At 71.2% G+C, this 14,700-nt stretch carries 14 protein-coding genes and 1 tRNA gene; 12 read left to right on the forward strand and 3 right to left on the reverse strand.

Annotation, left to right across the window (positions count from 1 at the left end):
- Positions 1-5: 5 nt before the first annotated feature.
- Positions 6-578, reverse strand: a complete 573-nt coding sequence (locus O145_RS15900) for a PPA1309 family protein (RefSeq protein WP_043564766.1) — start codon at positions 576-578, stop codon at positions 6-8.
- Between the two features lie 237 nt (positions 579-815).
- Between O145_RS15900 and O145_RS15905 the strand changes: the two genes are divergently transcribed.
- Both O145_RS15905 and O145_RS15910 read left to right on the forward strand, forming a co-directional pair.
- The gene (locus O145_RS15905; RefSeq protein WP_043564767.1) at positions 816-4,190 is read left to right on the forward strand and encodes a UPF0182 family membrane protein; all 3,375 of its coding nucleotides are present in this window, start codon (positions 816-818) and stop codon (positions 4,188-4,190) included.
- Positions 4,191-4,348: 158 nt separating this feature from the next.
- A tRNA-Met gene (locus O145_RS15910) sits at positions 4,349-4,422 on the forward strand.
- On the opposite strand, the gene O145_RS20000 is transcribed toward O145_RS15910, so the two are convergent.
- Positions 4,382-4,744 carry a helix-turn-helix domain-containing protein gene (locus O145_RS20000; protein ID WP_084682698.1) on the reverse strand — a complete coding sequence of 121 codons (363 nt, stop codon included), beginning with the start codon at positions 4,742-4,744 and terminating at the stop codon, positions 4,382-4,384. The genes O145_RS15910 and O145_RS20000 overlap by 41 nt on opposite strands.
- A gap of 79 nt (positions 4,745-4,823) precedes the next feature.
- Between O145_RS20000 and O145_RS20005 the strand changes: the two genes are divergently transcribed.
- A complete protein-coding gene (locus tag O145_RS20005) occupies positions 4,824-5,102 on the forward strand; it encodes a helix-turn-helix domain-containing protein (RefSeq protein ID WP_411265975.1) in 279 nt (92 codons plus the stop codon).
- Positions 5,103-5,134: 32 nt separating this feature from the next.
- On the opposite strand, the gene O145_RS15920 is transcribed toward O145_RS20005, so the two are convergent.
- Positions 5,135-5,839 carry a GNAT family N-acetyltransferase gene (locus tag O145_RS15920; protein ID WP_043564769.1) on the reverse strand — a complete coding sequence of 235 codons (705 nt, stop codon included), beginning with the start codon at positions 5,837-5,839 and terminating at the stop codon, positions 5,135-5,137.
- A 278-nt stretch (positions 5,840-6,117) separates the two neighbouring features.
- On the opposite strand from O145_RS15920, the gene O145_RS15925 reads away from it, so the two are divergent.
- The 9 genes from O145_RS15925 to O145_RS16795 all read left to right on the forward strand — a co-directional run.
- The gene (locus O145_RS15925; protein WP_156966838.1) at positions 6,118-6,615 is read left to right on the forward strand and encodes a hypothetical protein; all 498 of its coding nucleotides are present in this window, start codon (positions 6,118-6,120) and stop codon (positions 6,613-6,615) included.
- An 89-nt stretch (positions 6,616-6,704) separates the two neighbouring features.
- Positions 6,705-7,508, forward strand: a complete 804-nt coding sequence (locus O145_RS15930; RefSeq protein WP_156966839.1) for a hypothetical protein — start codon at positions 6,705-6,707, stop codon at positions 7,506-7,508.
- Positions 7,505-8,041 carry a hypothetical protein gene (locus O145_RS18810; RefSeq protein WP_043564773.1) on the forward strand — a complete coding sequence of 179 codons (537 nt, stop codon included), beginning with the start codon at positions 7,505-7,507 and terminating at the stop codon, positions 8,039-8,041. The genes O145_RS15930 and O145_RS18810 overlap by 4 nt, the downstream gene beginning before the upstream one ends.
- The gene (locus O145_RS18550; RefSeq protein WP_169740388.1) at positions 8,038-8,313 is read left to right on the forward strand and encodes a helix-turn-helix domain-containing protein; all 276 of its coding nucleotides are present in this window, start codon (positions 8,038-8,040) and stop codon (positions 8,311-8,313) included. The genes O145_RS18810 and O145_RS18550 overlap by 4 nt, the downstream gene beginning before the upstream one ends.
- Positions 8,314-8,489: 176 nt before the next feature.
- Positions 8,490-9,401 (forward strand): hypothetical protein, encoded by a 912-nt coding sequence (locus O145_RS15945; RefSeq protein ID WP_156966841.1) that lies wholly within the window; start codon positions 8,490-8,492, stop codon positions 9,399-9,401.
- Positions 9,402-9,563: 162 nt separating this feature from the next.
- The gene (locus O145_RS15950; protein WP_043564779.1) at positions 9,564-10,976 is read left to right on the forward strand and encodes a hypothetical protein; all 1,413 of its coding nucleotides are present in this window, start codon (positions 9,564-9,566) and stop codon (positions 10,974-10,976) included.
- A 14-nt stretch (positions 10,977-10,990) separates the two neighbouring features.
- Positions 10,991-12,004: a C40 family peptidase gene (locus tag O145_RS16790; RefSeq protein ID WP_156966842.1), complete on the forward strand. Its 1,014-nt coding sequence runs from the start codon at positions 10,991-10,993 to the stop codon at positions 12,002-12,004.
- A 138-nt stretch (positions 12,005-12,142) separates the two neighbouring features.
- Positions 12,143-12,919: a hypothetical protein gene (locus tag O145_RS15960; RefSeq protein WP_156966843.1), complete on the forward strand. Its 777-nt coding sequence runs from the start codon at positions 12,143-12,145 to the stop codon at positions 12,917-12,919.
- Positions 12,916-14,700 (forward strand): hypothetical protein (locus tag O145_RS16795; protein WP_052375313.1); only part of this gene is annotated, 1,785 nt, incomplete at its 3' end. The genes O145_RS15960 and O145_RS16795, both read left to right, overlap by 4 nt.

The following is a 14,700-nucleotide window of genomic DNA, read 5'->3' on the forward strand; positions in this document are numbered from 1 at the left end:
CCGCCTCACTCGAGAGTCGAGGCCAGGGCCTCGACCAGCCCAGGCACGAGAGTGTCGCCGCTCACCACGCGGTCGGCAGAGTCCTGCGTCCGGGAGCGGACCGCGCACCAGGACTCACCGGTGCGCAGCACCCCTACCACCATCCGCACGTCCTCTCGGTCGGGCCGCGCCCTTAAGAAGGCCAGGCGCTCCTGCGCGTCCTGGATGGCCGCGGCCTCCTGCTCCGCCTCGGCCGGCAGGACCAGCCGCTCGACGGCGAGCGCCACCCCGTCAACGGTCTGCGGCCAGGCGAGCCGGCCCAGCAGGTCCTCCAGATCGACGGCTGCGGGCAGGTTCTCCTGCTCGATTATGGTCAGCGCCTGCGGGTCGTGTCGCGCCTGGGCCAGCGCCGCGTCGTCGAGCAGCTCGGCCAGCGCGGGGTCCTGCTCCAGGGCCGCAGCGGTGCGCACCAGTGCGAAGACCCTGGCCGGAGCGTCCCAGCCGCGCTGGGCGACATGCTCCTCGAGCTCGAGGATGGCGCTCCTCAGGGAGCGCTGGCGCGGGGAGGCGGGCTGGTGGGCGGGCGTCTGCTCAGTCATACGGCGAGCCTAAGGACCCCGCCCTGCGGCGTCGACATACCGGGAGGATGAGGATCCGGGCCGGGCCGCGGCGGAGCCGGCCCTGCGCGGGGCCCGCCGAGCCGGCGACTCGCGCGGGTCGCGGGGCGGGTTTTGTGGGCTCCGCACGACCTGTGGGACGATGAGTGTGTCCGGCGACCCAGCGCCGTAATCCATACGCGCACCCGCGCACACCTCTCAACCACACGGAGCGTGACCGTGAGCACCAGGCCAGACGACGAGCCCGACGACAAGCGTCCTGCGCCCGACGAGTCCTCCTCGTCCAGTCGAGAGGAGCGCGTCCGCGGTGGTTTCTTCCAGTCGGACACCGCCGACACCGCCGGCTCTCCGGGGGACTCCGCCGAGAGCCCTCGCACGGGCGACGCGCCCGAGGACCCCGATGAGGGCCGCGGGAACCCGCTGAGCGGCTTCGATCCGGCGTCCTTCCTCTTCGGCGGCGCCGCGCCCTTCGGCGCACGGCGCTCGGAGGGCGCGCGCGGTTCCGGCCGGAAGGACTCCACCGGGTCGGGCGGGCCCCGGCGCCCGTCTCGACCGGTCGCCGGCGCCGCGGGCGGTTCGCGTCGCCCGGGGCCGCTGGTCCTGACCCTGGGGATTCTCGCTGCGCTGGCCGCGGTCATTGTCTTCCTGTCTCGCACCTGGACCGAGGTGCTCTGGTTCAACCAGCTCGGTTTCGCGCGCGTGCTGTGGACCCAGTGGATCGCCGCAGGCATCATGTTCGCGGTCGGCTTCATTGTGATGTTCGGCGCCATGTTCGCCGCCATCACCAGGGCCTACCGCTCGCGCGAGATCAGCCTCCCGACTGATGAGGCGACCCGCAACCTGGAGGCCTACCGCACGGCGGTGGAGCCCATGCGCCGGACACTGACCTGGGGCGTGCCCGCCGTGCTGGCGCTGCTGGCCTCGGCGTGGGAGCTCGCCCCGCACTGGCGAGAGGCGCTGCTGGCCATCCACTCCCACTCCTTCGGCGTGCCCGACCCGCAGTTCGGCCTGGACATCTCCTTCTACGTGTTCATCCTGCCGGTGCTGGAGATCGCGATCTCCTACCTGTCGCGCGTGGTGATCTTCGCCGGCATTGCCAGCGTCGTCGTCCACTACCTGTACGGCGGGATCTCGATTGCGCGCAAGCCCCATTTCACACGGGCCGCACGCCTTCACCTCACCGTCTTCCTCGCCCTGTTCTCCGTGCTCCACGGTGCGAGCTACTGGCTGAGCCGGTACTCCTCCCTGTACGCCTCCAACGCGAAGTTCGACGGCGCCGGCTACACCGACGTCCACGCCTCCATCCCGGCCCAGGCGATCCTGGCGGCGATCAGCGTCGTCGTCGCCGTCCTGTTCGTCGCCTCGGCGCGCACCCGCTCCTGGCGGCTGCCGGTCACGGGCGTGGCGGTCATGGTCATCTCGGCCCTGATCGTGGGCGTCGCCTACCCGGTGGTCATCCAGAAGTTCGTCGTGGACCCCAACGCCCAGCGCGAGGAGTCCCAGTACATCGACCGCAATATCAAGGCCACGCTGAGCGCGTACGGCCTGGGTGACGTCGAGGCGAGCACCTATGACGCCACGACCACCGCCGAGTCGGGCCAGCTCATGCACGACGCCGAGTCGACGACCTCGATCCGCCTGCTGGACCCGAACCTCGTCTCCCCGGCCTTCAAGCAGCGCCAGCAGAACAAGCAGTACTACTCCTTCGCCTCCCAGCTCAATGTCGACCGCTACCGGATCGGCGACGAGTCGCGCGACACGGTGATCGCGGTGCGCGAGCTGAGCCAGGAGGGCCTGGACGCCGGGCAGCGCACGTGGATCAACGACCACACCGTCTACACCCACGGCTACGGCGTGGTCACCGCCCACGGCAACACGGTCAGCTCGGACGGCTCGCCCGCGTTCTGGGAGGGCGGCATCCCCTCCAAGGGCGACCTGGGCGACTACGAGCCGCGCATCTACTTCGGCAAGTCCTCGCCGTCGTACTCGATCGTGGGCGGCGACGACGGCGGCAGCCCGCGCGAGCTCGACTACCCCGACGACTCGGCCGCCTCCGGCCAGGTCAACACGACCTTCGCCGGCAGCGGCGGCCCGAACGTGTCCAACCCGTTCAACAGGCTCCTGTACGCCACCAGGTTCGCCGAGATGAACATCCTGTTCTCCCAGGAGGTCCGCCCCGGCTCGCAGATCCTCTACGACCGCGACCCGGCCGAGCGCGTCGCCAAGGTCGCGCCGTGGCTGACCCTGGACGGCAACCCGTACCCGGCGGTCGTCGACGACGACGGAGACCCGAGCACGCCCAAGCGGGTCGTGTGGATCCTCGACGGCTACACGACGACCAACAACTACCCCTACTCGCAGCACGAGTCCCTGGCGGACTCCATGAGCGACGCGACGACGGGGCGGGCCTCCCTGCTCGGCGCCCCGAAGGAGTCCAACTACGTGCGCAACTCCGTCAAGGCCGTCGTCGACGCCTACGACGGCAGCGTCAAGCTCTACGAGTGGGACGAGCAGGACCCGCTCCTGGACGCCTGGGAGTCGGTCTTCCCGGGCACCGTCACGCCCATGAGCGAGATGAGCGCCGACCTCATGGCCCACATGCGCTACCCGGAGGACCTGTTCAAGGTCCAGCGCACGGTCATGGCCAGGTACCACGTGACCAACCCCGAGGACTTCTACTCGGGCGGTGACTTCTGGAAGGTCCCCGACGACCCCACCAAGGACGGGGACTCGGCGCAGGCCCCCTACTACCTGACCCTGAAGATGCCGGACCAGGAGCAGGCGTCCTTCTCCCTGTCCAGCGTCTACATCATCGGCGGCAATACCGACCGCAACGTGCTCACCGGCTTCCTGGCCGTGGACTCCGAGACTGCCAGCGGCGAGCCCGGGGTGAGGAACCCCGACTACGGCAGGCTGCGGCTCCTGGAGCTGCCGCGCTCGTCCAACGTGTCCGGTCCCGGCCAGGTGCAGAACAACTTCAACTCCGACGGCAACGCCAGCCAGGTCCTCAACCTGCTCAGCCAGCAGGGGTCGCAGGTCATCAAGGGCAACCTGCTGACGCTGCCGGTGGGCGGAGGCCTCCTCTACGTCCAACCGGTCTATGTCCAGTCCTCCTCCGGGACGCAGTACCCGCTGCTGCGCAAGGTGCTGGTCTCCTTTGGCGACAATATCGGCTTCGCCGACACGCTGAAGGAGGCGCTCAACCAGGTCTTCGGGGGGGACTCCGGCGCGACCACGGGGCAGGAGGTCGTCGACGGCGACTCCGCCGCGGCCAATGACACGTCCTCGACCACCGACCCGGCCGCCGCTGCGTCGGCGCAGCCCTCGGCCTCTCCGACCGCGACCGGAACCGCCGGCGCGCCGACGTCGACGCCCAGCGCGCAGCCCACGGCCTCCGCGACCGGGAGCGCGCCGGCATCCAGCGGCGATCCGCAGACGGACCTCAATGCGGCGCTCACGGACGCCGAGACCGCCATGAACGACTCCAACAAGGCGATGCAGTCCGGGGACTGGACGGCCTACGGGGAGGCGCAGGCCAGGCTCAACAACGCCCTCCAGCGGGCGTTTGAGGCCCAGAAGAAGCTGGGCGGCTGACACACGGGGAAGGCCCGCCGCTCACGGGGCGCTCGCAGGAGACTCCTGCGGGCGCCCCGCCGCACAGGGCGCTCCTGACCGCGGCGCCCGGTGGTGAGCAAGGGCACGCGCCGGCGGATTGAGTTCCCGGGGCCCGGCGGCTAGGCTGGTCCCGCCGCCGCGGGGTGGAGCAGTTCGGTAGCTCGCCGGGCTCATAACCCGGAGGTCGCAGGTTCGAATCCTGCCCCCGCTACGAGTCCAGAGGCCTCGGTTCCGGAAGGGACCGGGGCCTTCTGCGTGCCCGGCACGTACGGGGCCGGGACCCAGCCATCGTCGCCGCGGGTCGGGAACAGATCCGCCACTGGTACACCGAGGACCTCGGCCACTGTCGCCAAGTCGGCTGCGGTCCACTTGATGCGACCGCGCAACCTGTTCCCTACGCCTGGGTAAGCGATGCCAAGGCGCTTAGCAAGGGCAGTGTGAGTGATCGAGCGCATGAACAAGTGTTGGTTGACGGTGAAACCAACCGCCTCATCGAACCCCATCGTGGACTCAAAGGTTGCTGTGGAAGACATGCAATTAACGTAACGCTCGTAAGCAAAGTGTGCAAGCGCAACCTTGACATGGGGTCATACGGAGCGCATGATCATCCCTATGGACGTAAGTAAAGCCTACATCCGCAAGCCTAAGGATTTACTCACTGCTCGTCAGGTTGTGGAGCAGTATCCGGACAGTGGACTCAGTCGGGACGCGCTCTGGCGTTGGGCTCGTGACGGGTTGATCAAGGCTGTGAAGTACCCGTCGGGTCGGGTGCGGTTCAGGCGCGCTGATGTCGAGGCTCTGCTGGAGCCTCAGGCGGTGGACGGTCCCGCGCCTGCGCCGTCGGCGGGGTCGGCGTCGGCTGCTGGCGAGGGTCAGGGGACGCTGCTGTGAGTGTTCGCGGCGGCTGGGGTGGTTCGGTGGTCTCAGTTGAGGAATGCGACGCGGGTGAGGTGTTGGTGGCCTGGACGCGGGTTGGGCGCCGGCGGGTGTACTCCCACGCGGATGGGGGCGTTGGGTGTGTCAGTCAGGAGGTGAAGGGCCCAGGTGGTGCCTTCGTTGGAGGGGAAGGCGTAGGTTCGTCGGTTTGCCTTGATCTGTATGACGAGCGTGATGTTCGGTGGCAGGACGATGTAGTGGGCTGCCTCGTTGAGGTCGCGGGATGCCTGGTTCATTGGGACGGAGAGGATCAGGTGTGTGCCGTGGTCGCGCGCCCAGGTTGCGAGCCAGTGCTTGAGGGCCAGGGCGATGCCTTGGCGTCGGTGGGCGGGTTCTACGGCGAGGTCGTGGATCATGGCGACGTTGTCAAGGATCGTCTTGGCGTCGTCGTGGAGTCCGAGTCGAGCCGGGTGGTCGGCTTCTTGTTCGGCGGGTCCGATGAAGGCGGCTCCTACGAGGTGGCTGTCGCGCCACGCTCCTACCAGTTCCCGGTGCAGGTGGTTGTTCCGGTCGGGGAGGGTTTCTGGGAGCGGAACGAAGCTTGGGTAGGGGACCTGTTCGGTGATGAGGGTGTGGATCGCCTGTACTTCTTCCTTCGTCGCGGCGGGTCGGATGTTGAGCCCGGTGGCTTGGCCCCTGCTGGTGGGCCTGTGGAGGAGTCTTGCCAGGGCGCTGAGGATGTGGCGAGCCATGGTGGCTTTCCTTTCTCGGGGACGGCGGGTGGGTCCCGTCTGTCCTCGTGGCCTGGCGGCGGTGGTGCGCCGTCCGGCCTGGGTGGGAGGGCGCCTGGCCGGGCGTCCTCCCGCCCGCACCTGATTGTTCCTACGACCTGTGACACGGATCGGGGTGTGTTGCTGTGAGGGTTCCAGGCCGGTGGTGTCGGTTGCTGGGGTGTGCTCGCCGGGTCTGGCCCCGGGGCGGGGCCGGCGGGGAGCAGGGCCCTTCTGTTCGGGTTGCTTTTGGTCGTCTTGTGCTGCTGGATGTGCCGGTCGGTGCTGATGGGCCGGTTCCGGTGGTTGACGGGGTGACGGGTTGGGCGCTGGTGGGTGTGGGTCTGCTGGTGCGTTTCGGCCGGGTCTTCGAGTCGGCCGGCGGTGGGTGTCCGGCGGGGGCCGTCGAGCTGGACAGGTTGTTGCGGGTGTCTTTCGATCACGTTCACGGGCTGCGGTTCTGGCCTGGTGAGGGTCTGGGGTGCGGCTGGGACGTGATGGGGTGGCTGGTGGTCGTGCCGGTGCGGGGGCGGAGGCCGATGACCCTGCCGGCGTCCCGCGATGAGGTCAGGGGACTGATGGAGCGCTACTGGGGCCTGCTGGTCGAGGACGAGTGTCTTGAGTCGAGGGGGTATCACGTGAGCCCGGTCGGCGAGCCTGATCTTCTTGAGCTGATGGCCGAGGGCGCTGGGGGGTTGCCGGCGGCCCCGGCGGGGTTGCCGGGGGCTGGTGGCGCTGGTCGGGGGGTGCTGTTGTGAGGGTTTTCGTGCGGCGTGTGCTGAGGGCCTTGGTGGTAGCGGGTGAGTCTCGGTTCATGGAGCGGTTGCTGGGTCTTCTTACCTTGTTGATGACGGTGCAGCTGCTCGTGGTGGGCGCGGTGCTGCTTGTGCTGGTGGTGGATGAGCGGCTGGTGCTGGTGGGCCTGGTGGTGTCGGTGGTGTGGGTGCTGGTGGTGCGCGGGCCGGCGCCGGTGGGCGGCCCTGTCCCGGTAGGACGCCGAGCGGTACCTGGGCCGCGGGGCGCGGGTGCGGGTCCTGATGAGTTCGAGGTGTGGGTGCGGGCTCAGCTGGGTGATGGTCAGGGCCTCGGGGAGCTGGCGTCGCGTCTGCGGCCGGTGTGGGAGCAGCGCGGCTGGGGCGGGGTGGTGGGCCGGGCCCAGCGGTGCCGTCATGAGGCTGCTCATGCGGTGGTGGCTCATGAGATGGGGTGCGTGGTGACGTCGATGGATGTCCGGTGCGTGGGGGGCCGCGGAGGTCGTGTGGAGTATGTGGAGCCTCTGCCTTCTGGCGGGCCGGGCCAGGAGGCGTGGGTGTGCCTGGTGGTGGCCGTGGCGGGCATGGTCATGGACCTGGTCGATGGTCATCGTAACGGTGGCTCGGGGTCGGATGTGCTGGTCGCTGAGCAGCGGGCGGCGCAGGTGATCAGCTCGGGGTGGGTCCCGGACGGGCTTGCGGGGCCGGTGAGCGTGGGGGTGCTGGTGGAGCACGCGCGCGCGGTGGCCATGGGGGTCCTGTGCCGGCGGGCCGCGGCGGTCGACGCGCTCGCCCGGGCCGTCAACGAGTCCGGGGTGCTGACGGGCGCGCGGGTGCGCTCGATCATCGAGACCGCCATCGAGGCCGCCCGGCCGGCGGCGGGGAGGACGGCGTCATGAGGGCTGGGTTGTTGGGCGTGTCTCGGGTCTGGTGGTGGGTGCTTGCCGGGGTGGATGTTGTGGTGGCTGTGTGCCTGTTCTACCGGGTGGGCCGGTGGGTTGTGGTGAGTCCGTTGTCGCTTCCGCCTGTGGGTGAGGTGGCGGGTCCGGTGGGTGTGCCGGGTGTCCTGGTGAGGGGGTGCGCGTGGGCGTGCGCGGCGGGTGGTGCTCTTGTCCTGTGCGTCCTGGGGTGGGCGGTGGTGCGGCTGGTGGGGCGGTGCGGTTTGTGGGGCCTGGCCGGGGCGGCGGTGACGGTGGCGCTGCTGGGGGTTGGTGGCGCGGTGCTGCCGGGGCCGGGATTCGGCTGGGTCTGTGATGGGGTGTCTCGGGTGGCGCTTGCCTCGTTCTGCGCGCCTTTCGTCTATGTGGTGGGGGCGCTGGCGGAGGTGTGGCCGCTGGCCCTGGTTGTCCTGGTGCTTCGGGTGGTGTGGCGGGTCGCGGGCGCGTCTGCGGGGCCGCATGCCGGTTCTGGCCTGGGGGGCGGGTTGTCGTGAGCGGTGTGGCGGTGCGCTGGGTGTGGGGGCTGGAGGGCCTGGGGTGCTCTGAGACGCTGGTGCTGCTGGCGCTGGCTGATCGGGCTGATGGTGAGGGTCGGGCTGTGGTGTCGCAGGCGGGGCTGGCGAGGATGTCGCGGCAGTCGGAGCGCAGCGTGCGGCGGGTCGTGGCGCGTCTGCGGGAGATGGGGCTGGTGGTGGAGCGGCGCTCGTCGAGGTCGGGGCGCCGGTCGAATCTGTATCGGCTGGGTGTGGGGGCGAGTCCGGGGTGATGGGTGCGGGCGGTGTGGGCCCTGGTTCCTTCCTGTTTTGTCCCTTGTTTCCCTTGTTCCTCTTGGGTTCCTCAGTGTGGAGGTGCGTCGTGAGTGTCTCGTTTGATGATGACGGCAGTGGGTCTGTGCGTCGGCTTGTGAGGTCGTCGGAGGGTCTTGGTCTGCTGCTGGCGCGTGTGGCGGCGGAGCCGGGCGGGTGGGAGTCGTCTCTGGGCGTGGTGGTGGCCGCGGCGGTGGTGGATGAGCTTCCTCGGCGTGTGGGCCCGGGGCGCCTGGCGGGGCGGTCTGACGGCCTGGACGGGGCGGAGGCTCTGGGGCTGCTGCGCTCGGAGGTCCTGGATGTGCTGATGGTGCACCCGTCGCTGGTGGCTGGTGCTGCTGAGGGGGACCTGTGGGGGTGGTTGGTGCGCAGGGCCCTGTGGGCTCTTGAGCGGGGTGGTGCGGAGGCGTGTCTGCACGGGGTGTGCGGGGACGTGAACCTTTGCCGGCTGCGGGAGCGGGTTCGGCGGGAGGGCGTGGTGATCGGGTCCTTGTCGGACGAGGAGGTGGGGCGGCGTGAGCACGAGGCGCGGCCGGTGGCGGGGGTTCCTGCTTCTCGGTGTGAGTGGTTCGTCGAGGTCGGGGACCTGGGGCCGGTGCTGGGGCGTGTGGTGGAGGGCCTGGTGGAGGCGGGGACTCCTGAGGGGCCTGCTGGGGAGGGGACGGCCAGGGTGGCTGCGATCGCGGCCCGGTGGCGGCCCACGAGGCGTCATTCCAGGGCGAGGAGGGACGCCCGTGAGGGTGTCCTGTCGGGGCTGGGGGCCAGTGAGGCGGCTGCTGGGGCGTGGATGAGCCTGGTGGCGGGCTCGCGCCGGGGCGGGGTGGAGTCGTCGATGGTGTGGGCCGTCTACCGCGGTGAGGCTGGTGGCGGAGCCTGGGCGGCGGCGCACCGGCAGTGGCTGGGGTGCGTGGCCGCGGGTGTGCGCCCTGAGGCGGTGGCTGAGGGGCGTGGTGGCTCGTCGCGGGCGGCCGGCTTGGCGTCGAGGTCGTCGGGGCTGTCGGAGCAGCTGGCGCTGTTCGGGGAGGGGTGGTGCCTGGCGGTGGCCTGAGGGAGGGGTGGTCGGCCGCCCGGTGAAAGCGCCGATCGCCTCACCACCCGGTTGAGAGAGGTGGTGAGGCGACCAAATTGAGAGGCGCCCGGCCTGTGTTTTTCGAAGCGCAACGGCCGGGGGCCTGGGGGCGTGCGTCCCCATTGAGGTTAAGGATAGCAGTTGAGTAGAGCTTCGGGAAGCCCCGCCGGGGCCGGGCGGGGGCGCGGCGTCGGGGACGGCGCGGGCGGGTTCGTCGCGGACGCGCGGGTGTGCAAGTGGCGGCGGCCGGGTGTGGCGGTGGAGCGGTGCCGGCTGCTGGTGGCGGCGGCGGTGCCCGAGGGGTCGGTGCTGGCTGCGCGGGGGAGCGTGTGGCTGGAGGCGGTGGAGCTGGTGCTCGGCCTGGAGCGCGTGCGGGCGGATCATGCGGCGACGGGCCTGGGCGTGGCGCGGGCGCTGTGCTCGTGGGTGGACGGGGTGTCGAGGACGACGCGGGTGACGAACCGGCTGGTGGTGGAGCGGCTGCGGGGGGCGGGGATCGAGGTGTCGGTGCGGACGGTGCAGCGGTGGCTGCGGCGCCTGGAGGCGTGGGGGCTGCTGGGGCTGGTGGCTCAGGGGCGCAGCGCCCGGTGGGCTCCGCGGGTTCGTGAGGAGGGCGCCGACGGCGTGGTGCGGGTGGTGCGGCGCAATGAGGCGGCGGTGCGGTGCCTGTGCGTCCCTGAGCGGGTCGTGGCGATGCTCCGGTCCCGCGGCCGGGCGCGGGCGGCAGGGGTGCGCGCCGTCGCCGGCGGGGCCGCGGAGGTGGGGCGGGGCTGTGGACACAGGTGTCACCCCTACCCGTTGTCAGGGATAGATAACCCCCGCACGCGCGCGCGAGGCGCTGCCGGGGAGGGTGTGGAGCCGCTTCGCGGCGCTGAGGCCTTCCTGGTGGCCGCTTCGCGGCCGCCAGCGGGAGCGGGCGGGCGGGTACGTCCGGCGTGGTGGTCGTCTCGGCGCACGAGGAGCGGGGAGGAGGCCGTGATCGGGCTGGCCCGGCGGCTTCAGGACGAGCTGGTGGTGCTGCGGGGGTGCACGGACAGGTACGTGATGCGGGTGATCCGCCCGTTCTTCGAGGCGGGGTGGGGGGTACGTGACCTGGTGTGGGCGGTGGACAGGCGCCCGGAGGGGGGCTGGTGGCCGCACAGCGGGGCGCGGGGCGTGCGCGAGCCGGCCAGGTGGCTGATCCACCGGCTGTCGGCCTGGCTGGACGAGCACGGCGGGCCCCTGGAGGGCGTCTCGCAGGCGGGGCGAGCCGAGCACGCGCGGGTGCTGGCCGACCGCCGGGCGCGGTGGGCCCGTGAGGCCGCTGAGCGTGAGCGGGTGGCGGCCGAGCGGGCCGGATTCCCCGGCGGCGCGAGCCCGGCGCGGGCGCGGGCCAGGGCGCTGGCCGCCGGCTGCCGGCCGGCCCGAGGCCGCGGGCGCGGGCCGGGGTCGGTGGAGGGCCTGTTGAGCACGTCGAGGCCCCACGGGTTCGCGCCTGTCCGGCCGGCGGCGAGGGCCGGTGTGCGCGGCCCGGTCGTAGATGAGGGTGACAGGGACAGCGGTGCGACAAGGTGAAAGGAGAGGTGCTGGTGGAGACCGGGAGAGCGGGCCTGATGGTGGCCGTGGTGGTAGCCGTGGTGCTGGGGCCGCTGGCCGGCATCGGGATGATGGCGGTGATCGTGTTCGGCGGGCACCATCAGGCGGGCCGGGGCGGGTCGGCCTGCACGGTGAGCGTGGGGGACTCCACCTCGTTGGAGGCCACTGACGCCGAGGGCAACCCGGTGACGCTGGACGGCACCCAGATGAGCAACGCCGGTGCGGTCATTGCGGCTGGCAACGCCGCCGGCGTCGGCCAGGCCGGCCAGCTGATCGGCCTGATGACGGCCATGCAGGAGTCCAGGCTCATGGTCCTGGCGAACCCGGCGGTGCCCGAGTCCTACGACATGGCTCACGGCGGCGAGGGGGGTGACCACGACAGCGTCGGCCTGTTCCAGCAGCGGCCGTCGATGGGGTGGGGGGCCGTGGCCGATCTGATGACCCCGGCGAAGTCCGCGGAGATCTTCTACGACCACCTGAAGAACGTGGACGGGTGGGAGCAGATGGGCCTGGGGCAGGCGGCCCAGGCCGTGCAGAGGTCGGCGTTCCCGGACGCCTACGACAAATGGGAGCCGGTCGCCAGGGCCGCGCTGTCGGCCCTGGCGAACGTGAAGTGCGACCCGGGGTCAGGAGGCCGGGGCGGCGGGCCCGTGGCGGGCGTGGAGGGGGCCCGCGCGGCCATCGTCAACTTTGCGATGGCCCAGGTCGGCAAGCCCTACGTGTGGTCTGCTGAGGGGCCGGACGCGTTCGACTGCTCGGGGCTGACGATGAAGGCCTACGAGGCCGCGGGCCTGACCCTCTCGCACTCCTCGGACGACCAGCTGGGGTCGGGCGACCAGGTCAACGCCGGCGACGCGAGGCCCGGGGACCTGCTGTGGTGGCCGGGGCACGTGGCCGTCTACCTGGGCGACGGCATGATGGTCGGCGCCCAGTCCGAGTCCGAGGGCATCCGGCACATGGAGGTCTACGGCGCCCCCCTCTACATCCGGCCCCCGGGCCTGGACTGACCCGCCCACCCTCCGAGAAGACGCTGGAAAAGCACTGAAAGAATACTGAGAAAACACTGGAAATATGTGCAGGCATCAACCGGTTAGGTCTAGTTAGAGGAGACAGTGGTGAGGACACGAAGAGTGAAGGGATGGATGGTGAGTCACCCGATCAGGACGGGGGGCCTGGTGGCCCTGGGCCTGGTCGTGGTGATGGTGGCGGGCCTGTGGCTGGGCGCGTCCTCCGACCGGCTGCCATCGCCGGCGCCGGCGGGCTCCCCGTCGGCCGCGCCCACCAGGACGCAGGCGGCCTCGTCGGAGGCGGTCACGCCGCGGCCGGGCGACTCGGGGCACGTGACCTCCTCACGCGGGGTGGACTGGGGCGCTGACCTGCCGCGCCTGGGAGGCTCGCCGTTCGCGCAGACGAGGGACCCCGGGGTCTTCGCCGCCTCGGTGCAGGCGGCCGGCGGCTACGACTACAGCAGCTTCCAGCCGACCGACGCCGGTGAGGAGAGGCAGCGCATCACGGAGGAGTGGCTGGCCGGCATGACCGGCACGGACGGGCCCCTAGGGGAGGAGACTCACAGGGCCATGCAGGACGCCGTGGGAGAGTCCATCAACCCCGACGAGCTGTCCTACCGCATCGCCTCCCGGGAGGTGGACTCCATCGACATCCTGGCCGTGCAGCCCACCGACAACGCGGCCCTGCGCGCTGACGCAGGCAACGACGTCTACCTGGCGGTCATCGGCAACCGAGACACGCTGCACGCCCTGAGCGTGGTCGCCTCGGTGACCACCGAGGTGCAGGCGGTCAGGGACATCAGCGGCTTCAAGCAGACGCAGACCAGGCGGCTTGACATGATCGTGCGCTGCGACCCGGCCGTCAACGACGGGACATGCGAGCTCGTCGGCGTCATCGGGGGAGGCTCGCAGTGAGCGGCGGCACGATGGCCGGCCGGGCGGGCGCCGTGAGCGGACCGCGCTGGGCTGGGCTGACCAAGCTGGTTGATGTCGTCCTGGGTCTGCTGGTGGCCGTGGTGGTCGCGGCCGGGGTGCTCACGCCCCCGGCCGCGGCCCTGGACGCCCCCGAGGAGGCGGGCGCCGCCGCTCCTGTGGCGGCCGCAGCCCGGGGCGGGACGGAGGTTTCCGCTGTCCTGCCCGCTGACAACATCCTTCAGGACGCGTGGGACTGGGCCACGGAGAAGAGCACCGAGTCGCTGAAAGGGGTCGGGGAGTGGCTGGTTGACAAGGGCGGTGCGATCGCCAGCAAGACCGGCGAGATCCTCCACGCGGTGACCCACCCCGTCGAGACCATCCAGGGCGTCGCCCAGGACTGGGTGGGGAGCGCCTTTGAGCGGGCGGTCAGCTGGGTCGCGGCGACCCTGGGCAAGGCCTCGGCCTGGCTGCTCGCCACGACGCTGGCGGTGGTCTTCTCGGTGAGCTCACCCCAGATGGACGCGGACTTCCTGTACACCTGGTCGGGCAGGGTCTTCGCGTTCGCCCTGCCGATAACGATACTCTTCGCTCTCTACCAGATCATCATCACGTCGATCCAGATGCGCGGACTGGCCGGGCTGCGGCGGGCGGTCGGAGGCGCCGCGTTCGCGACCGCCGCGTCGATGGTGACACTGCCCCTGGTCGCGATCTTCTCCACGTTCGCCGACGCCGTCAAGACGGCGATGATCGGCTACCTCGAGGTCGACACCGATACCCTGGCCCAGAAGATCGCGGACCTGTGGTCGTCGGAGACGTTCACCGCGCTGGCGGAGACGGCGCCCGCCGGGACGACGGTGGGGGCGGGCGCGCAGGGCGTGTCGTTCATGCTGATCGCCTTCTGCTGGTTCTGCGTCTTCATGCTGATCTTCGGGTTCGGCCTCATGGTCGTCATGACCATCCGGAACGTCATGCTGTACGGGGTCGTGGTATTCGCGCCCCTGGCGTGGTCCGGCCTGGCGGCCGAGCCCACCCGCGGGTGGCCGCGCACGATCCTGGGGTGGATCGCCGCGATCCTGGTCGCCCCCATCGCCGTGGTCGTCGTCCTGGGGCTGGGAGTGTCGGTCCTCAACGGGTTCGACACCGCCCAGTCCGTCGAGGAGCTGGTCGGCCAGATGACCGTGAGCGTGGGAATGTTCTTGATCGCCTGCTTCGCGCCGCTCGTGTGCTTCTCCTTCTTCAACTTCATGGGCGAGGCCGCCGTGGCCTCCGTGCACCGCGGCATGCAGGCCGGCGCCGAGGAGGGCGCCGTCACGGTGGGCAGCACCGTCAAGACCGTCGTCAAGGCGGCCGTGACCACCGGCGCCGGCGGCGGAGGCGGCGGAGGCGGCGGCGCCCCCGCCGCTGGCGCCACGTCCTCCACCGGCGCTGCCGGCGGCGGGCCCGGTGCCGGCGGGCCCGGCGGCGCAGGCCCCACAGCGTCGGCTGCTCCGACGGCCGCGACGGCTCCGACGGCGGCGTCACCGGGTGGCAGCGGCAGTGGTGCTTCTGCGCCGCCGGCCGGAGGCGGCCCCACGTCGGCGGCCGGCGGTGCTACTGCTGCGACGGCTCCGACGCCATCGTCACCGGACAGCGCTGGCGGGCCCGGCGACGATGGCGCCCCGTCGGCCGGCGGCAACTCGGCTGGTGACGCTCCGACGGCGGCGTCACCGGGTGGCAGCGGCAGTGGTGCTTCTGGACCGCCGGCCGGAGGCGGCCCCACGTCGGCGGCCGGCGGTGCCACT

The sequence above is a fragment of the Actinomyces israelii DSM 43320 genome (assembly GCF_000711965.1).
In the GTDB taxonomy this organism is placed as follows: Bacteria; Actinomycetota; Actinomycetes; order Actinomycetales; family Actinomycetaceae; genus Actinomyces; species Actinomyces israelii.